Source organism: Steroidobacter gossypii, from assembly GCF_016801985.1.
Lineage (GTDB): Bacteria > Pseudomonadota > Gammaproteobacteria > Steroidobacterales > Steroidobacteraceae > Steroidobacter > Steroidobacter gossypii.
In genome coordinates this window covers 231,375-248,317 of the sequence record NZ_JAEVLS010000008.1, presented here as the reverse complement: position 1 = coordinate 248,317, position 16,943 = coordinate 231,375, and the positions used below count along the sequence as shown (strand labels likewise).

20 protein-coding genes are annotated in these 16,943 nt (G+C 62.3%); 12 read left to right on the top strand and 8 right to left on the bottom strand.

All coding sequences use genetic code 11. The features are described 5' to 3' along the window. The first annotated feature begins 175 nt into the window (after positions 1-175). A complete protein-coding gene (apaG, locus tag JM946_RS27375) occupies positions 176-634 on the top strand; it encodes a Co2+/Mg2+ efflux protein ApaG (RefSeq protein ID WP_203170625.1) in 459 nt (152 codons plus the stop codon). A 19-nt stretch (positions 635-653) separates the two neighbouring features. Beyond that, positions 654-1,496: a symmetrical bis(5'-nucleosyl)-tetraphosphatase gene (locus JM946_RS27370; RefSeq protein WP_203170624.1), complete on the top strand. Its 843-nt coding sequence runs from the start codon at positions 654-656 to the stop codon at positions 1,494-1,496. Between the two features lie 13 nt (positions 1,497-1,509). On the opposite strand, the gene JM946_RS27365 is transcribed toward JM946_RS27370, so the two are convergent. Next, positions 1,510-2,187: a hypothetical protein gene (locus tag JM946_RS27365; RefSeq protein WP_203170623.1), complete on the bottom strand. Its 678-nt coding sequence runs from the start codon at positions 2,185-2,187 to the stop codon at positions 1,510-1,512. 116 nt (positions 2,188-2,303) lie between these two features. Here JM946_RS27365 and JM946_RS27360 point away from each other — a divergent pair, with 116 nt between their 5' ends. The 10 genes from JM946_RS27360 (at position 2,304) to glmS (ending at position 11,955) form a co-directional block, all read left to right on the top strand. Beyond that, positions 2,304-2,816, top strand: a complete 513-nt coding sequence (locus JM946_RS27360) for a 3-hydroxyanthranilate 3,4-dioxygenase (RefSeq protein ID WP_203170622.1) — start codon at positions 2,304-2,306, stop codon at positions 2,814-2,816. A 13-nt stretch (positions 2,817-2,829) separates the two neighbouring features. Beyond that, the gene (locus tag JM946_RS27355; protein WP_203170621.1) at positions 2,830-3,648 is read left to right on the top strand and encodes a cyclase family protein; all 819 of its coding nucleotides are present in this window, start codon (positions 2,830-2,832) and stop codon (positions 3,646-3,648) included. Next, positions 3,645-4,919, top strand: a complete 1,275-nt coding sequence (gene kynU, locus JM946_RS27350) for a kynureninase (protein WP_203170620.1) — start codon at positions 3,645-3,647, stop codon at positions 4,917-4,919. Before JM946_RS27355 ends, kynU begins: the two co-directional genes overlap by 4 nt. Continuing rightward, entirely contained in the window at positions 4,916-6,286 is a 1,371-nt protein-coding gene (locus JM946_RS27345) for an FAD-dependent oxidoreductase (RefSeq protein WP_203170619.1), read from the top strand. The genes kynU and JM946_RS27345 overlap by 4 nt, the downstream gene beginning before the upstream one ends. A gap of 104 nt (positions 6,287-6,390) precedes the next feature. Beyond that, a complete protein-coding gene (locus JM946_RS27340) occupies positions 6,391-7,236 on the top strand; it encodes a PhzF family phenazine biosynthesis protein (RefSeq protein ID WP_203170618.1) in 846 nt (281 codons plus the stop codon). Between the two features lie 107 nt (positions 7,237-7,343). Further along, positions 7,344-8,456, top strand: coding sequence for a cellulose synthase complex periplasmic endoglucanase BcsZ (gene bcsZ / locus JM946_RS27335; protein ID WP_203170617.1), 1,113 nt, complete (start codon positions 7,344-7,346; stop codon positions 8,454-8,456). A gap of 125 nt (positions 8,457-8,581) precedes the next feature. After that, the gene (locus tag JM946_RS27330) at positions 8,582-8,971 is read left to right on the top strand and encodes a hypothetical protein (protein WP_203170616.1); all 390 of its coding nucleotides are present in this window, start codon (positions 8,582-8,584) and stop codon (positions 8,969-8,971) included. A 113-nt stretch (positions 8,972-9,084) separates the two neighbouring features. Continuing rightward, a complete protein-coding gene (locus JM946_RS27325; protein WP_203170615.1) occupies positions 9,085-9,669 on the top strand; it encodes a class I SAM-dependent methyltransferase in 585 nt (194 codons plus the stop codon). Positions 9,670-9,797: 128 nt separating this feature from the next. Next, entirely contained in the window at positions 9,798-10,112 is a 315-nt protein-coding gene (locus JM946_RS27320) for a hypothetical protein (RefSeq protein ID WP_203170614.1), read from the top strand. Between the two features lie 22 nt (positions 10,113-10,134). Then, positions 10,135-11,955: a glutamine--fructose-6-phosphate transaminase (isomerizing) gene (gene glmS, locus JM946_RS27315; protein WP_203170613.1), complete on the top strand. Its 1,821-nt coding sequence runs from the start codon at positions 10,135-10,137 to the stop codon at positions 11,953-11,955. A gap of 19 nt (positions 11,956-11,974) precedes the next feature. Here glmS and JM946_RS27310 read toward each other — a convergent pair whose 3' ends face one another. From JM946_RS27310 to lgt, 7 genes are all read right to left on the bottom strand, one after another. Continuing rightward, complete coding sequence (locus JM946_RS27310) at positions 11,975-12,868, bottom strand: diguanylate cyclase (protein WP_203170612.1); 894 nt, start codon at positions 12,866-12,868, stop codon at positions 11,975-11,977. Positions 12,869-12,937: 69 nt separating this feature from the next. After that, positions 12,938-13,639 (bottom strand): 23S rRNA pseudouridine(2604) synthase RluF, encoded by a 702-nt coding sequence (gene rluF, locus JM946_RS27305; protein ID WP_203170611.1) that lies wholly within the window; start codon positions 13,637-13,639, stop codon positions 12,938-12,940. Between the two features lies 1 nt (position 13,640). Continuing rightward, a complete protein-coding gene (locus tag JM946_RS27300; RefSeq protein ID WP_203170610.1) occupies positions 13,641-14,009 on the bottom strand; it encodes a YkgJ family cysteine cluster protein in 369 nt (122 codons plus the stop codon). After that, on the bottom strand, positions 14,006-14,494 hold the full coding sequence (gene folA, locus JM946_RS27295) for a type 3 dihydrofolate reductase (RefSeq protein WP_203170609.1): 489 nt from the start codon (positions 14,492-14,494) through the stop codon (positions 14,006-14,008). Before folA ends, JM946_RS27300 begins: the two co-directional genes overlap by 4 nt. A 34-nt stretch (positions 14,495-14,528) precedes the next feature. Beyond that, positions 14,529-15,182: an SET domain-containing protein gene (locus JM946_RS27290; protein ID WP_203170608.1), complete on the bottom strand. Its 654-nt coding sequence runs from the start codon at positions 15,180-15,182 to the stop codon at positions 14,529-14,531. 30 nt (positions 15,183-15,212) lie between these two features. Further along, on the bottom strand, positions 15,213-16,007 hold the full coding sequence (thyA, locus tag JM946_RS27285; RefSeq protein WP_203170607.1) for a thymidylate synthase: 795 nt from the start codon (positions 16,005-16,007) through the stop codon (positions 15,213-15,215). Next, positions 16,004-16,891 (bottom strand): prolipoprotein diacylglyceryl transferase, encoded by an 888-nt coding sequence (gene lgt / locus JM946_RS27280; protein ID WP_203170606.1) that lies wholly within the window; start codon positions 16,889-16,891, stop codon positions 16,004-16,006. Before lgt ends, thyA begins: the two co-directional genes overlap by 4 nt. Between the last annotated feature and the right edge of the window lie 52 nt (positions 16,892-16,943).

The window sequence follows — 16,943 nt, the reverse complement described above, 5'->3', positions numbered from 1 at the left end:
TTCCTGCGTGGGCCAATGACTGCATATCCGGTTGGTCCACGCACCCGGCGGCGCCATTTTTCCGGCAACATCCGCGTGGCAGTTCCTGCACCTCTCCTTGTGCTCGCTGCATTGGGCCGTCCATGCCCGGCATGACACTGCTAGAATTGTGCGGGCCCCAGCCAGTCATCCGGATATGACAGACACCACGCCCCCCAAAGGTCGCGCTTCCTCCCCCTCCTCCAGCCATCCAATTGGCGAGGCGGCGGAGCCTGCGTCCGGTCCGGTTCACAAGATCCGTGTCGACGTGAGCGCCAACTATGTCGGCGAACAGTCCAAGCCGGACGAAGGGCACTATGCCTTTTCCTACACCATCACCATTCGTAACGAAGGCCAGGTGCCGGCGAGGCTGCTGACGCGTCACTGGGTGATCACCGACGCCAACGGCAAAGTGAAAGAAGTTCGCGGCGAAGGCGTGGTGGGCGAGCAGCCCTATCTGCTGCCCGGCCAGGGCTTCCGTTATTCCAGCGGTGCGGTGCTGGAAACGCCGGTGGGCGCCATGCAGGGCAGTTATCAGATGTTGGCCGATGACGGCGCGCACTTCGATGCGCCGATCGCACCGTTCACCTTGGCAATGCCAGGGCTGCTGCACTGATCGATCGCGGCCTTCCACCATGGCCGTCTACGCAATAGGTGACATTCAGGGCTGCGACCAGGAATTCGGGCAGCTGCTGACCCGGCTCAATTTCTCGCCGTCACGCGACACGCTGTGGCTGGTCGGCGATCTGGTCAATCGCGGGCCGCGCTCACTCGACGTCCTGCGGCGTGTGAAGGCGATGGGCTCTGCCGCCATCACCGTGCTGGGCAATCACGATTTGCATTTGCTGGCGCTGACGCTGTCGCCCAACGAGCGCATCAAATCCAAGGACACGCTGCAGGAAGTGCTGGCCGCACCGGATCGCGAGGAGCTGATGCACTGGTTGCGGCACCGACCCATGCTTCATCACGACGCCGCACTTGGCTACACGATGGTCCATGCCGGATTGCCGCCGCAGTGGGATCTCGCCACGGCCCAGGCCTGCGCGCGCGAGCTCGAAGAAACATTGCGCGACGATACGGCCTGCCGACAACTGTTCGCGCACATGTATGGCGACAAGCCCGATCGCTGGTCGGAAGATTTGCGAGGCGTCGATCGGCTGCGCTTCATCACCAACTGTCTCACACGGCTGCGTTACTGTCGCGCCGACGGCCAGCTGGATCTGAAATTCAAAGGTGAGATCGGCGAGGCCCCAGCGGGCCTGATGCCCTGGTTCCGAGTGCCGGAGCGGCGCTCACGCTCGGCTCGCATCGTCTGCGGCCACTGGTCGGCGCTCGGATACCACGACAGCGACGGCGTGCTCGCCATCGATACCGGCTGCGTATGGGGCGAGAAACTTTGCGCCGTGCGGCTCGATCAACCCGCCGAACCGGTGTTCATGCCCTGCTCTTCTTCCGGACTCAGCGTCGGCAGCGAGTAAGCCCGCCAATCCTTCACGCGCCCGGTGGGCTCGCACCAGGCTTGTCATCCGGTTTGGGCATTTCCATCAGCGCCTCTACTTCGAGCCGCGGCTGACCCAGCGTCGCCTGATGTGGGTTGCACAGCACGTCGTCCTTGACTACGCGCACCGCCAGCTTGGGCAGCACTTTTTTCCTGATCTGCTCGACCAGCTCGCAATCGCCTTCCTGCAGGTTCAAGCGGCCGCGCGACAACGAGAGTTGGCGCCATTCCGCCGGAAATTGTTCCAGACTGTCGAACCGATGATCGCTCTTACCTCGCACCCGCTCGACCAGCTCGCGCACGCTCTTGTTCTTGTCGCGCTCGGCCAGCGCTTCGGGGGTAGCTTCGACGGGCGACACCACACGCATCACCACGCGAGGCATGCGCGCGATGGATGAGGGGCAGTCGGCCGAGCGCACCCTCACCTCTGCATGCACTCCCAGCGCACGCATGATGTTCTCGACCTTGCTCTCCAGCCCGGTGCACGTGTAGAAGATCCTGAAGCTTTGGAAATGGAAGGTGATTTCCTGGTGCTTCCAGATCGCCTGCACCGGCTCCGCCGTGCTGGCTGCCGGCTGGGGCGCACCCGGCTCGGCCACTCCGGCCGCGGGCACGCTGAACAGCAGCGTCAGCCACAATAGCGACGCTGAACCTGCGCTTTGACGCGTCATGAGCGGTGTCCTCCGCAACAGCGGTAAGGATGGTCCGTAGCGGCCGTGGACGCAAGCCATACGTCTGTGCCGTCCGGCGACAGGCTGTATACTGGCGCGGCCCGCGGAGAACCTGCATGAGCCCGCTCAAAGCCTTCAATTTTCGCGACTGGATCGACCGGCATCGCGAATACCTCAAGCCACCGGTCAACAATCGCCTGGTGTTTCGCGATTCCGAGTTCATCATCATGGTGGTCGGCGGCCCGAACTCGCGCAGCGACTATCACGAGGATCCGGGCGAGGAATTCTTCTATCAGCTGGAAGGCGACATGACCCTGCGCACCATGCAGGACGGCGCCCGCGTGGACATCCCGATTCGGGAAGGCGAGATCCTGCTATTGCCGCCGCGCGTGCCGCACTCGCCGCAGCGCTACGCCAACACGGTGGGCCTGGTGATCGAGCGCAAGCGGCGGCCCGACGAGCAGGACGGCTTCCTGTGGTTCTGCGAGCATTGCTCGTATCCGCTGCACGCCGAATATTTGCATGTCAGCGACATCGAAAAGCAGCTGCCGCCAGTGTTCGAACGCTTCTACAACTCGTTGGAGATGCGCACCTGTCAGGCTTGCGGCGCCGTCGCTCATAAACGCTGACCCGCGTGGTTCGATGCGCGACTCTCTCCCCGCCGCCGCCAGTGCGCTCGCCGTCGAAATCGCCGGTCGGCGTTGGCACGTCGCGGCTCAGGGCTACGATATCTCCATTCCGCTGCGCTTCGATGGAGCGCAGCCCACATTCTTCGGCGCACCTCCCGCCACGGCCACTGCCATAACTGCAGGCACGTTCGTTGGCGACGTTCGTCACGGCGGCAGCTGCAACTGTTCGATTCACACGTTGGCGCCTCATTGCAATGGCACCCATACCGAGTGCGTTGGCCACATCACTCGGGAACGTTTGAGTGTGCGCGATCTGGCGTTATGGCACTTGAGCGCCGCATTGTTGATTTCCGTCACGCCGGAGCGCTCGGCGGAGATTCCAGGCGATCATGTCATCTCGCTGGCGGCTTTGCGTGCCGCAATCGGCACGGCGACACTGGCCGAGTATCAGGCGCTGGTCGTAAGAACGCTGCCGAACGATTCGTCCAAGCTCACGCGAAATTACGATGAGGGCGCGCCACCGGCATATTTCAGCACCGACGCGATGAGCTACGTCGTCGAGCAAGGCATCGATACATTGGTGGTCGATATGCCGTCCGTCGATCGCGCTCAGGACGGCGGTAAGCTCGCTGCGCATCGGATTTTCTGGGGCATGCCGCCTGCAAGCACGTCAGCCGAGACGGTCGCTCGCAAGCACGCAACCATTACCGAGATGGCCTACATCGACAACTCCGTTCCGGACGGCGCGTATCTGCTCAACCTGCAAGTCGCGCCCTTCATGATCGACGCCGCTCCCAGCCGACCTATTCTGTTGCCACTGTCACCCGCATGAACGTTTCCGTCGAGCGCTCCTTCGCGGTAGCGCAGGATGCTGCCGATTCACTGGCGCCGCTGCGAGCCGAGTTTTTCATTCCGAAGCGCTCGGGCGGCGGCGACAGTATCTATCTGTGCGGCCACTCGCTTGGCTTGCAGCCTCGAGGCGTCGCTCGCGTACTCAACGAGGAACTCGAGCATTGGGAGGATCTCGCTGTGGAAGGCCACTTCGCGTCGTCGCGCCCGTGGCTGCCTTACCACGAACAATTGACGAGCTCGCTTGCGAAGCTCGCAGGCGCGCAGCCACTGGAAGTGGTCGCGATGAACTCGCTGACCGTGAACTTGCATCTCATGTTCGCCAGTTTCTATCGCCCTCGTGCCGGCCGTGAAGCGATCTTGATCGAGCAGCGGGCGTTCTCGTCGGATCAGTACGCGGTGGCTTCTCAGATCCGTTATCACGGCTTCGATCCTGACACTGCGCTGATTGAGATCGCTCCTCGCTCGGGTGAGGACGTGCTTCGCACCGAGGACATTTGCGCGCTCATCGAACGCGAAGGCCAGCGCATCGCAACCGTGATGTTGCCCGGAGTGCAATACCTCACGGGCCAACGCTTCGACCTCGAAGCGATCACACGCTGCGCGCGCCGGCAGGGATGCGTTGTCGGATTCGATCTGGCGCATGCCATGGGCAACGTTCCGCTGCGGCTACATGACTGGGACGTGGATTTCGCCGTGTGGTGCAGTTACAAATATCTGAACGCTGGACCGGGTGCGATCGGCGGATGTTTCGTGCACGAGCGTCATGCGCATGCGGTGGACCTGCCCCGCTTCGCGGGCTGGTGGGGGCACGACAAGAGCAGTCGATTTCAGATGCCGTCGCAGTTTCAACCTATTGCCGGAGCCGAAGGCTGGCAGCTGTCGAATCCGCCGATTCTCGCTGCCGCGCCGCTGCTGGCGTCGCTGCCGTTATTCGATACCGCGGGCATGGATCGGTTGCGAGAGAAATCGCTGCGGCTCACGGCTTATCTTGAAAGCCAGTTGCAAGCTCGATTGTCGCATGCGCTGAATGTCATTACGCCGACCGATCCAGAGGCGCGTGGGTGCCAGCTTTCTATTCGGTTACATCGCTCGGCGGCCGAAGCACGCGCGGTGTTCGATTCACTTGCTGCGGCCGGTGTTTTCTGCGACTGGCGCGAGCCGGACATCATTCGAGTCGCGCCTGTGCCGCTCTACAATTCATTCGTCGACGTTTGGGAATTTGTCGCCGCGCTGGAGCGAGCGCTGCAATGAGTAGTGACACACACGACCAGCCCATCACCATCGTCGGCGCAGGGCTTTCGGGCACGTTGCTCGCCATTCTCATGGCCCGTCGCGGCCATCGCGTGCGCTTGTACGAGCGGCAGGACGACATGCGACGAGTCCAGATCGACGCAGGCCGCTCCATCAATCTGGCGCTCGCGGCGCGGGGTATTCGTGCGCTGGAACTGGCGGGCGTCATGGAGCGCGTGCAGACGGAGCTGGTGCCTCTGCCCGGCCGCATGTTGCACGATCTGAATGGCGCGCTGACGTTTGTTCCTTACGGCCAGCGGCCGGACGAAGTCATCTATTCCGTGTCGCGGCCTGGGCTGAATTGCATTCTGCTCGATGCGGCGGAACAGGCTGGCGTGGAGTTGTTGTTTCGTCATCCTGCGGTTGGAGCGGACTTCTCGCGTGAGCGCGTGACCTTCAAGGATGAGAATCGGTCGGGCGAGACGCACGAGGTCGCCATGCGGCGGGTTTTCGCGACCGATGGCGCCGGGTCGGTATTGCGTCGATCCATGGTCGAGCAGCTCGGGGTTGTTTGTACCGAAGACCTGCTGAAGCATGGTTACAAAGAACTGACGTTGCCGCCGTTTCCCGACGGCCGTCCGCGCATCGACAAGCACGCGTTGCATATCTGGCCTCGCGGCGGATTCATGCTCATCGCGCTACCCAACATCGATGGCAGCTTCACCGTGACATTGTTCCTGGCGCTCAACGGGCCGGAGAGCTTCGAGACGCTCACCACACCGGGCAGCATCGATGTCTTCTTCGCCAAGCATTTCCCGGATGTTCAGAAGCTGATGCCGGACCTCGCCACGGAGTTCCTGTCACATCCCACCGGGATCATGGGCACGGTTCGCTCCGAGCGCTGGTCGCTCGATGAGCAACTGCTGCTGGTCGGCGACGCGGCGCATGCCATCACGCCGTTCCACGGTCAGGGCATGAACTGTTGCTTCGAAGATTGTCGCGAGCTCGATGCTTTATTGGCCGACAGCGCCGATTGGTCACTCAGCTTCCGCCAGTTCGAAACGTCCCGACGCCCGAACACCAATGCGATCGCGGACATGGCCATCGAGAACTACCTAGAAATGCGGGATACCGTTCGGGATCCCAAATTCCATCTGCACAAAGCGCTATCCCTCGAACTCGAACGCCGCCACCCCGATCGCTTCGTGCCCCGCTATTCAATGGTGATGTTCCGGGACGATATTCCCTATGCGCTCGCTTATGAACGCGGTCGCATTCAGCACGAGATTCTGGTTGCGTTGACCGCGAGCGCGGACACGCTCGCCGCGGTGGACTACGAATTAGCCGCCCGCCTCATCGAGGCCCGCCTAACTCCCCTGCCGGCCTGAATCAGCGCGGGGTGCAATCTGTGCCGGCGATCAGATGCCGGACTGTGCATTTACCTCCGCGGCCGGCGCCTTTACAACGGCAGCACCACGTCAGAGATCGAATCATGTCCGCGCTAAGCTTTCGTATCGTCAACGTCTTCACCTTCAACGGCGGCACACTCACTGGAAACCCGCTGTGCGTGTTCGAGGAGGCAAGCGAGCTCGACACGCAGACCATGCAGGCGCTGGCGCGGCAGTTCAATTTGTCGGAGACGACTTTCATCCTGCCGGCAAGCGGCGCGAATGCGCATGTGCGGATCTTTACGCCGAGTTACGAGATGCCCTTTGCGGGGCATCCGACGCTGGGAACAGCGTTCGTGTGTCGAGCAATGGGACTGGGTGGTGACGAGTTGAAGCTGCAAATGAAAGCTGGCGTCATTCCGGTGAGGGCGAAGGGCGATCGCTGGACGCTGCAAGCGAACGAACCGACCTGGCGCGAATGTGAAGCGTCGCGTGAGACTCTGGCGCACATGCTGGGCCTCCAAGCCGATGACATCGGCGAGCGCCCGCTCTGGGTCAAGGCCGGGAAAGAACAGCTCGTCATTCCACTCAAAAGCGAAGACGCCGTTCGTCGCGCCAGACCGCAACCCGAGGCGTTCGCGAACGTGCGGAGTGAAGAAGGTCATAGCATGGCGTATATCTTCGCGCCGCCGGCCAACGGCCGCACGCTGGCCCGCTTCTTCTTCCCGGATGGCGCGGCGATTCTCGAAGACCCGGCCACCGGTTCGGCCACGGCCAATTTCGGCGGCTGGTGGATCGCCACCGGTCAGCCCCTGCCTTGTCAGTTGCAGATCTCACAAGGCGAATACGTCTCGCGGCCCTCGAGTCTGTTTCTCGACGTGGATGCTCAACGCCGGATTTTTGTCAGCGGCGACGTGGTCGAGATCGCTCGGGGCACACTGAAGTTGTAAGGACAACGCGAACTCGCGCCCCCGCCTCTACGATTTCCCACGGATTGGCAAGCGCTTGCGCAGCACCTAAGGTCGTCCCGAGAGATCGGGAGGGCCTGGGAGCGTTGATGCCAAGCACTTCGATGATGATGACCGATAGCGCGCTGGGCGCTGGCGTGAAATGCGAAACGTGGCCTGCCTGGCAGCGGTTCAAACTGCTGTACTTGAGCGACGACGGCCGCGTCATCGATGCCAGCACGGATGCGCAGATCACCACATCGGAAGGCCAGTCGTACGCCCTGTTCTTCGCGCTGGTCGCCAACGATCGCAAGGCCTTCGACCTGATCCTGCGCTGGACCCACGACAATCTGGCCGAGAACAAACTCGACAAGCTGTTGCCGGCCCGGAAATGGGGCCGCGCGGACGACGGCGCGTGGCGTGTGTTGGACAGCAACCCAGCTTCCGACGCCGACCTGTGGCTCGCCTTCTCGCTCGGCGAAGCCGCCCGACTCTGGAATGAAATACGCTACGCCAACCTTGGCGCTGAAATCGCAAGGAACATTCTCGGCAAGGAAACCGCAGGCATTCCAAACCTCGGCACCGTCCTGCTGCCTGGTCCGCAGGGTTTCGTCAGCGAGGATGGCTGGCGCCTGAATCCAGGTTATCTGAGTCTGTCGCTGTTGCGAGGCCTGGCGCGCCAAACCAAGGAACCGTTGTGGAACGACATCGCAACCAGCTCCGAGCAGATCATTCTCGCCTCGGCGCCCAAGGGATTCGCCGCCGACTGGATCGAATTCACTCGCAACGGCTTCACCGCCGATCGACTTAGCCAGGGCGCTGGCAGCCACGACGCCATTCGCGTTTACTTGTGGGCAGGCATGCTGCCGGCGTCAGACCCTGCGCGTGACAAGCTGACGAGCGCGCTGCAGCCGATGGTGGAGCACGCATCCGAGCGCAGCGTCCCGGTCGAAATCATCGACACTGAGACCTTGAGCATGCGTGGCGATGGTCCTCCTGGATTCTCGGCTGCGCTGCTGCCGATGCTGGCAAACGCGCGCAAATCCGCCGCCCTGCAAATGCATCGTCAGCGCGCGGCAGAAGGCTCCCTGCAGAACAATCAGAGCGGCTACAGCGACGCACTGACCTTGTTCGGCCTCGGCTGGCTGGAGCAACGCTATCGTTTCAATCGCATGGGTCTGTTGAGCGTACGCTGGACGCCGGCGAGCGTCCGGCCGCACTAGCGATCGACTGGCCACTTTCGGTGAGTCTTCCGACCACGAACGGAACCATCGCCCGGCTGGAGACATCTATTCTGAGGCGAGCGCCACACAGGCGACGCCCTGAAAACATGACCGGGTAACCGACGATGACGCCGCGCTCTTCTGGTGCAGCTTTCACCTCGCACTACCTCGACATGCCGTTGTCGTTGGTGCTGTTCCGCTACCTGTGGCCGTTCTGGCTGTTCAAGGATGCCAGCCGCGGCGATCGACTGACGCGGGCGGCCGCTTACCGGCACAACCGCAGTATGCGAATCTACCTGCCCGGCTATCTGATGAAATGGACGTTCAGTTGCGTCACCGCATTCGCGATTACTTCGGTCTTCGGATCGATGTCGGCCCAGGCGGCTGGCTCGACCGGCTCGCTCAACGTGTTCGCCATCATTGCGGCCGGCTGGGGCATCATCTTCGCCTGCAGCGTCTGTGTGCTGTTCGTCACCAGCTACATCTATTTGTATCTGAGTCGCAACGACGGCTGACACAGGCGTTGCTCGTTGCACTGCTGCTTTGTTCTGGCAGCAGCGTCTTTGCCCAAGCTGCGCCTTACGAAACCCGCGTTGAACACGATCCGGACGGCATCGGGAAATTTTATTTGGGCCGTGAAATCGCGCATGTCATGGGGCCCGCTGGCGCAACGTGGCTGGAACGGCCCGAGCGCGAGGCGGAGGAACGTCCGCAGCTGGTCATCGATGCGCTGGAGATCAAAGCGGGTCAGACCATTGCCGATCTGGGCGCGGGCTCCGGTTATTACAGCTTTCGGATCGCGCCCTTGGTGGGTCAGAAAGGACGTGTGCTCGCCATCGATGTGGAGCCGCGCATGCTTCGGATCATTTCCGAACGGGCACGGCGTGGCGGCGTCGACAATGTGACGACCGTGCTCGGTACGCCCAGCGATCCGAATCTCGAGCCCAACAGTGTCGACCTGCTGTTCATGGTCGATGTGTATCACGAGCTGGAATTCCCCCTCGAAACGATGACCAAGGTGCGCGCGGCGCTCAAACCGGGCGGGCGGGTCGCGCTGATCGAGTACCGGGCGGAGGATCCGAAGGTCATGATCAAGCCGGTTCACAAGATGACGGAGCGGCAGATCATCCGTGAGCTGACGGCTGCCGGTTTCCGGCACCAGAAAACGGTGCGCAGCCTGCCTTTGCAGCACCTCGTGATCTTCGGGAAGTGAGGCTGGAATCCCTGACGGGATGCCGCCTGAAGCTCCCGGCGCAGGCGGATGAACTCGTCAGCCCTGGCATGGCTGCAGCGGTCGAAATCGCGCTATCCTTGCCCGAAATCGGGCAGGATGATTGGTAAATGACCCACCAGTCGGCAGACTCCCACTCCGCATCGGTATCGAAGGGAGCGCAGGAAGAAATGGGAGAGCTGGTCGAGTATCTGGCCCGCTCCAGCCGTCTTTCACCTCAGGAGGCGGCCCGGCTGGTGAACGAGGTCCTGGCGTTCATGAGCGAAGCGCCGGAAGAGTTCGTGCGCCGCCGCCATCTCGCCCTGCAAGCGCAGGGCCTTTCGAACCGGGCCATCTATCTGCAGATCAGCGAAGAACTGGCGGGCCGACGCTTTCGGGCGCCCGAGTACAGCGAGCGCCAGATCCGCAGAATCATTTACGGCTGAAGGCTGGTTGGGAAAATTCATCATGTGCGGCATCGTCGGTTACATCGGCAAGCGTGAAGCGGCGCCGATTCTCGTGGAAGGTCTGCGGCGACTCGAATATCGCGGCTACGATTCAGCCGGGATCGCCTGCGCACGCAACGACAAGCTCAGCATCTACAAAAGCAAGGGCAAGGTCCGCGACCTGGAACGTTCCCTGCCCGAACGCTTGAAAGGAAGCACCGGCATCGCGCACACCCGCTGGGCGACACACGGCGAACCCAGCGACCGTAACGCGCATCCTCATACGGACGGCAGCGAACGTTTTGCTGTCGTTCACAACGGCATCGTCGAGAACGCGGCTCAGCTGCGCGCCAAGCTGGAAGCCAGTGGCGTGACATTCCGCTCCGAAACCGATTCCGAAGTGCTGGCTCATTTGATCGCGACCGTGTCCGCCGACACCCTGGAAGACCGGGTTCGCGGAGCCCTGCGGCACGTCACAGGAACGTATGGTCTCGCCGTGCTCGACGCCGAGCGGCCTGAAATCATCGTAGTCGCACGCAACGGCAGCCCGGTCGTGCTCGGCATCGGCGAACGTGAAATGTTTGTTGCGTCCGATCCATCGGCGCTCGTGCGTCACACCCAGAGCGTCGTGCATCTGGATGACGGTGAGATCGCGGTCATTCGCGCCGACGGTTTCGAAACCTCCACGCTCGACGGCGGCGCCACCGCCAAGACGCCCTCGACGATTCCATGGACCGACCAATCCTTCGACAAGGAAGGCTATTCGCATTTCATGCGCAAGGAGATCGCCGAACAGCCCGAGTCCATCCGCCGCACCTTGAGCGGCCGACTCGAGACGCGCTTCCAGACAACGCATATCGGCGGCCTGGAAATGGCAGCGCGCGAGCTACTGGAAATCCGCCGCGTGAAGATCCTTGGCTGCGGCTCGGCCTACATTGCCGGATGTGTCGGCGCGCACCTGATCGAACAAATGGCTCGCGTGCCGGCAAATGCGGAGCCCGCATCGGAATTCCGTTATCGCAATCCGGTGATCGAGCAGGACACGCTGTACATCGCGGTCAGCCAATCGGGCGAAACATTCGACACGCTCGCCGCCGTGCGAGAAGTGAAGCGTAAAGGCGGTCGCGTGCTCGGCATCGTCAACGCCGTGGGCAGCATGATCGCGCGCGAGTGCGGTCGCGGAATTTATTTGCACGCCGGCCCTGAGATCGCCGTCGTTTCCACCAAGACGTTCACGTCCACTGCAGTGGCGTTTGCCCTGCTGGCCATCCATCTCGGCCGCATTCGAGACATGTCGACGGCGCATGGCGCACGACTGCTCAAAGCGCTCGAAGCCCTGCCGGCGCAGGTGGAAGAAATCCTCGCGATGGAGCCGCACATCGCCAGAATCGCCTGCGAACTGGCCCCGCACGACAACGCTTATTTCGTCGGTCGCGCCTCGGGCTATCCGATCGCCATGGAAGGGGCATTGAAGCTCAAAGAGATCAGCTATCTGCACGCCGAGGCCTATCCGGCCTCCGAGCTCAAACACGGCCCGCTGGCGCTCATCAGCCCGACGACACCGACTGTGGTCATCATGCCTCGCGACGATCTGTTCCCGAAGAATGTCTCGACCCTGGAAGAAATCCGCGCCCGCAGCGGCCCGATCTACGCCATCACCCATCGCGGCGAACCGCTGCCGGTTCCCGTCAATGGCATGATCGAGGTCCCCAAATCCGAGCCCGAGCTGGACCCGCTGCTGATGAATATTCCCTTGCAACTGCTCGCGTATCACGTGGCGTTGGCCAAGGACAGAAACATCGACCAGCCGCGCAATCTGGCAAAGTCGGTGACCGTGGAATGACGGCCGCGCGGACCGGAGCTCAAGCGCAGACTTTGTTTCTTCCGGTCCGCTTCGCCTTGTAGAGCATCTCGTCCGCGGTTCGATACAGATCGGCCAGGGTCATGCCGTCGTGCAACGCGCCGGCGCCCACCGAAATGGTGACCTGAATGTGTTTGTCCTCGGCGACGAACGCATGCGCCTCGACCAGAGACCGCAGGTCCTCGCCTATCTTCGCGGCATTGTGCAGAGAGGTTTCAGGCAGGATGACGCAGAATTCTTCGCCGCCATAGCGGCCGATCCGATCGCCGGGCCGCAGCCGACGCTGCAGGATGCTGGCCAGGCCGCGCAGCACCGAGTCGCCGGTGAGATGGCCGTGCGTGTCGTTGATGCTCTTGAAATGATCGATGTCGAGCATCAGCAGCGACAGATCCCGGCCGTGGCGGCGCGCTCGCGGGATCTCCTCTTCCAGCACCGAATCGAGCAGCTTGCGATTGGCCAGATCGGTCAGACCGTCGGTGACGGTCATGCGATGAATGATCTCGTGATATTGCAGCTCGATGTCCGAGCCCGACAGATATTTGAAAATGGTATCGCCGATTTTCAGGCGGTCGCCCCGCTGCAGCTGGCGCTCGCGCACCGAATGCTCGTCGTCGTTGACGAAGGTGCCGTTGGTGGACGCAAGATCCACCACGAACAGCTGGCCGGCGCGCTGTTCGAGGCGGGCGTGACGGCGGGACACACAGTCGCTCGGTAATACAATGTCATTGTCCCGACCGCGCCCCACCGTGGTGGTGGATCTGTCGAGGACATAACGTCGCCCCAAGTCGGCTTGCACCGGCGCATGGATGACGACCAGGCACGCCTGGCCAGGGCGCCTGACTCGCAGCTCGTCCAGCCCCGTCACCCGGGTTTGTACTTCGTAGTCGGAGTCCACGGCGAAAGCCTACTGTGGCGCTGCCGCCAGCGTCCAGCGACCCCGGCAAGCTGCCCGACGAGCGGCCCGCTAGAAGTTGAATCCAGGCTTGTGGGGCAGCAAAGCGCGCACTTCGCGGTCCTGCAGTTCGCGCCACTGCCCCACTTTCAGACCGTCCAATGTCAAATTGATGATGCGCACGCGTTGCAGGCGCAACACTTTGTAGCCGAAGAACGAGCACATGCGGCGGATCTGGCGGTTCAATCCCTGGGTCAGGATGATGCGAAACGTGGCCGGCCCGATCCGTTTTACTTTGCAGGGCCGGGTCACGGTGCCGAGGATGCGCACCCCGCTCGCCATGCCGTTTAAGAAGATCTCCGTGACCGGCCGATCGACCGTCACGACATATTCCTTCTCGTGCGCGTTTTCGACCCGCAGGATCTCGTTGACGATATCGCCGTTGTTGGTCAGCAGGATCAGGCCTTCGGACTCCTTGTCCAGCCGGCCGATCGGAAAGATGCGCTCGGGGTAGCCGACAAAATCGGTGATGTTGCCGGGGATCTCGCGGTCGGTGGTGCAGATCACCCCGACCGGCTTGTTGAGCGCGATGTAGACGTGTTTCTGCTCACCGCCGACCGGCTGACCGTCGACGCAAACCACGTCGCCTTCCTTGACCTGCGTGCCGAGGGTTGCGACCACTCCGTTGATCGTGACCCGCCCCGCTTCGATTCGTGCATCGGCCTCACGCCGCGAGCACAGTCCGGTCTCGCTGATGTACTTGTTCAGCCGCATCTCATGCCGAGGGGATGAACTCGTCGTCGCCCTGGTGCTCGCGTTCGAACTTCAGGAACTCGGCATATCCGCAGCGATTGCCATACGGATACTTGCGACAAACATTCGGCCGCGCTTCGTACACCGTGCAACGCCGCTCGTCGCGGTCGAAGAAGCGGCAGATGGTCTTGTAGATATGATCCTTCTGGTGACGCAGGATCTGCTCGTCGACGTCCTTGGTCTTGTAGTTGTAGGTGAACTTCCGCTTCGCCTCCTCGTGCGACAGGCCGAAATGTTTGGCCAGCCGCGCGATATCGAACTCGCTGATGGCGATGCGTGAGTGGCTGCAGCAATATCCCGGGCAAGTCGCACAGTTGTAACGCGTCTTCATGGGCGAATCCTCTCCAGCGTGCTGAAGGTGAAGGCGTGGGCATGACGCTCGTCGGCGGGATGATACTCCTTTGCGACTTCGCGCCACTCTTCGGACGGCAACTCGGGGAACGACACGTCGCCTTGGACGGTCGCGTGCACGCGGGTGAGGTGGATGGTCTGCACTCGCGGCAGGATCTGTCGATAGATGTCGGCGCCACCCACGATAACGATCTCGGGCGCGGGCTGCGCCGCGACCAGTGCGTCGTCGATCGAGGTCACGACCTGACAACCGGGAATCCGCAGGCCCGGCTGGCGCGAAATCACGATGTTCAAACGTCCGGGCAGTGGCCGGCCGATGGAGTCGAAGGTCTTGCGTCCCATCACGATGGGCTTGCCCAGGCTCAGCGCTTTGAAACGTTTCAGATCGTCGGGCAGCCGCCACGGCAGCTGATTGCCGCTGCCGATGACGCCGTTGTCGGCCACCGCGACGATGATGGATAACATGGAAGTGACGACTGACTGGTGACTGGTCAGGGGGTTACTTGCGGGCCTTCTTCTTGGCTTTTGCCTTTTTCTTCTCGACCTCGCGCTTGTCGGTCGGCTCCTTGTCGAGCATGGTGCCGCGACATTTCCGGGCGCCGCAGCGGCACGCATACAAGGCCAGCTCGGCCGGATCGTCGGTGCTCTCCCAGGTGAGCTGATAGTCGTAGCCCAGCTCCTCGCCCGGCTTGATGTTGCGGATGGCGTCGATGAACACGCGACTGTTCTCGATCACCGTCTCGCAATTGGGATTGCAGCTGTGATTGATGAAGCGCGCGTCGTTGCCGTTCACGCCGGCGTCGATCACGGTGCGGTTGCTGGCGATGAACAGGAACGTGTGACCGTCGTCGTCGCCCTTCTGCTCATAGCGCTCGTCCGCTTCGGCATGCGAAATGCGCTCGCCGAGATATTCGATGATCCGCGTGCCTTTCTTGATCGGCGCGATCGCGTACACGCCGCGACCGTGAATCGCCGAATCGCGCGCTTCGACCAGCGGCGAAGTCGCCAGGGACACGGCGCGCTTCCTGCGAACTGGCCGGCCGGCTTTGCGCACCGACTTCTTTTGCGAGCCCCGCTGCTGGGAGGTACGAGTGGACTTAGTGGGCGCGCGCGTCTTGTTGCGCGACTGAGTGCGACGGTTCTGCTTGGGCATGTTGGATGAAAGGTGAGCTTGAGACGGCCGTCAAACCGCGATAGGAGCCTTGATGGAAGGATGCGCCTGGTAGTCGAGGATCTGAAAATCTTCGTACTCGTACTCGAAGATCGAGGGCGGCTTGCGCTTGATCGCGAGTTTGGGCAGCGGGAACGGCTGGCGCTTCAGCTGCTCGTCGGCCTGCTCGAGATGATTCAGATACAGGTGGCAGTCGCCGCCGGTCCAGATGAACTCGCCCGGCTCCAGATCGCATTGCTGAGCGAACATGTGCGTCAGCAGCGCATACGAGGCGATGTTGAACGGCACGCCCAGGAACACGTCGGCGCTGCGTTGATACAGCTGGCAGGACAGCTTGCCCTCGCCCACCCAGAACTGAAACAGCGCATGACACGGCGTGAGCGACATCTGCTCCAGCTCGCCCACGTTCCAGGCGTTGACGATGATGCGGCGTGAATCGGGATTGCGGCGAATCAGATCCAGGGTGCGGCTGATCTGATCGATGGTCTTGCCGTCCGGCCCCGGCCAGGAGCGCCACTGCTTGCCGTAGATGGGGCCCAGCTCGCCGTGCTCATCGGCCCACTCGTCCCAGATCGAGACGCCGTGGTCGTTGAGATATTTGATATTGGTGTCGCCCTTCAGGAACCAGAGCAACTCGTAAATGATGGACTTCAGGTGCAGCTTCTTGGTGGTCACCAGCGGAAAGCCTTGTGACAGATCGAAGCGCGCCTGATGACCGAACACGGACAGCGTGCCCGTGCCGGTGCGATCGGTCTTGCGCAGCCCGTGCTCACGGATCTGCCGCAACAGCTGCAGATACTGAATCATGACGCGGTCGCGAGCTGCTTGGCGCCGTAGTTGCCGCTGGCCTGCTGCTGACGATAAGCCCAGGCCAGCAGAATGGCCCCCACCACGATCATTGGCAGCGACAGCAACTGGCCCATGGTCACCCAGTCGAACAGCAGATAGCCGCGATTCTCGTCCGGCACCCGCACGAACTCCACGATGAATCGGCACACGCCGTATAGGATCAGGAACAAACCCGATGGCGCCAGGCGCGGCCGTGGCTTGCGAGTGAACAGCCACAGCACGATGAACAGCAGTAAGCCTTCCAGCAATCCCTCGTAGAGCTGCGAGGCATGCACATGTAACACGCACGGATCGACGCCGAAGCGCTCGCACAGGCGCTCGGCCTCGAGCCGCTGCACCGGATAAAGCGGCGCAGGGTCGACGATGAAAGCCCAGGGCGCCTCGGTCGGCTTGCCCCACAACTCGCCATTGATGAAGTTGCCGATGCGGCCGGCGAGAATGCCCAGGCCCGGCAAGGGAGCGAGAAAGTCCAGCACGTCAGGGAAACGACGTGCGCGCTGGCGCGCAAAAATCAGCACCGCGAGCAGGACCCCGATCAGACCGCCGTGGAACGACATGCCGCCTTCCCAGATGCGGATGCTGGCCACCGGATCGGCGAGCACCTGTTCGCCGCCGTAGAACAGGATCCAGCCCAGGCGGCCGCCCAGGATCACGCCGATGGCGGAAAAGAAAATCAGGTCGTCGACTTCGGTGGCCTGCCAGCTCGAATCCGGGCGCGCCGCCCGACGCCGCGCCAGCCACCATGCCGCGGCGAAGCCGATGACATACATGAGCCCATACCAGCGCACGGCCAGCGGGCCCACCGAGAAAATGATCGGATCGATCGCGGGGTAGGGAATCATTGTCGGCGCGAGTATACCAATGCCATCGTTTCACCCGCCCGTCGATCGGGCC

What these genes read in the sequence shown, in the direction of transcription:
- JM946_RS27355 (WP_203170621.1), top strand. Translation starts at nt 2,830, where the DNA reads ATGCGCGACTCTCTCCCCGCCGCCGCCAGTGCGCTCGCCGTCGAAATC.
- glmS (WP_203170613.1), top strand. Translation starts at nt 10,135, where the DNA reads ATGTGCGGCATCGTCGGTTACATCGGCAAGCGTGAAGCGGCGCCGATT.
- apaG (WP_203170625.1), top strand. Translation starts at nt 176, where the DNA reads ATGACAGACACCACGCCCCCCAAAGGTCGCGCTTCCTCCCCCTCCTCC.
- bcsZ (WP_203170617.1), top strand. Translation starts at nt 7,344, where the DNA reads ATGCCAAGCACTTCGATGATGATGACCGATAGCGCGCTGGGCGCTGGC.
- rluF (WP_203170611.1), bottom strand. Translation starts at nt 13,639, where the DNA reads ATGCGGCTGAACAAGTACATCAGCGAGACCGGACTGTGCTCGCGGCGT.
- JM946_RS27330 (WP_203170616.1), top strand. Translation starts at nt 8,582, where the DNA reads ATGACGCCGCGCTCTTCTGGTGCAGCTTTCACCTCGCACTACCTCGAC.
- JM946_RS27340 (WP_203170618.1), top strand. Translation starts at nt 6,391, where the DNA reads ATGTCCGCGCTAAGCTTTCGTATCGTCAACGTCTTCACCTTCAACGGC.
- JM946_RS27320 (WP_203170614.1), top strand. Translation starts at nt 9,798, where the DNA reads ATGACCCACCAGTCGGCAGACTCCCACTCCGCATCGGTATCGAAGGGA.
- folA (WP_203170609.1), bottom strand. Translation starts at nt 14,494, where the DNA reads ATGTTATCCATCATCGTCGCGGTGGCCGACAACGGCGTCATCGGCAGC.
- kynU (WP_203170620.1), top strand. Translation starts at nt 3,645, where the DNA reads ATGAACGTTTCCGTCGAGCGCTCCTTCGCGGTAGCGCAGGATGCTGCC.
- JM946_RS27360 (WP_203170622.1), top strand. Translation starts at nt 2,304, where the DNA reads ATGAGCCCGCTCAAAGCCTTCAATTTTCGCGACTGGATCGACCGGCAT.
- JM946_RS27345 (WP_203170619.1), top strand. Translation starts at nt 4,916, where the DNA reads ATGAGTAGTGACACACACGACCAGCCCATCACCATCGTCGGCGCAGGG.
- thyA (WP_203170607.1), bottom strand. Translation starts at nt 16,007, where the DNA reads ATGATTCAGTATCTGCAGCTGTTGCGGCAGATCCGTGAGCACGGGCTG.
- JM946_RS27300 (WP_203170610.1), bottom strand. Translation starts at nt 14,009, where the DNA reads ATGAAGACGCGTTACAACTGTGCGACTTGCCCGGGATATTGCTGCAGC.
- JM946_RS27370 (WP_203170624.1), top strand. Translation starts at nt 654, where the DNA reads ATGGCCGTCTACGCAATAGGTGACATTCAGGGCTGCGACCAGGAATTC.
- lgt (WP_203170606.1), bottom strand. Translation starts at nt 16,891, where the DNA reads ATGATTCCCTACCCCGCGATCGATCCGATCATTTTCTCGGTGGGCCCG.
- JM946_RS27290 (WP_203170608.1), bottom strand. Translation starts at nt 15,182, where the DNA reads ATGCCCAAGCAGAACCGTCGCACTCAGTCGCGCAACAAGACGCGCGCG.
- JM946_RS27365 (WP_203170623.1), bottom strand. Translation starts at nt 2,187, where the DNA reads ATGACGCGTCAAAGCGCAGGTTCAGCGTCGCTATTGTGGCTGACGCTG.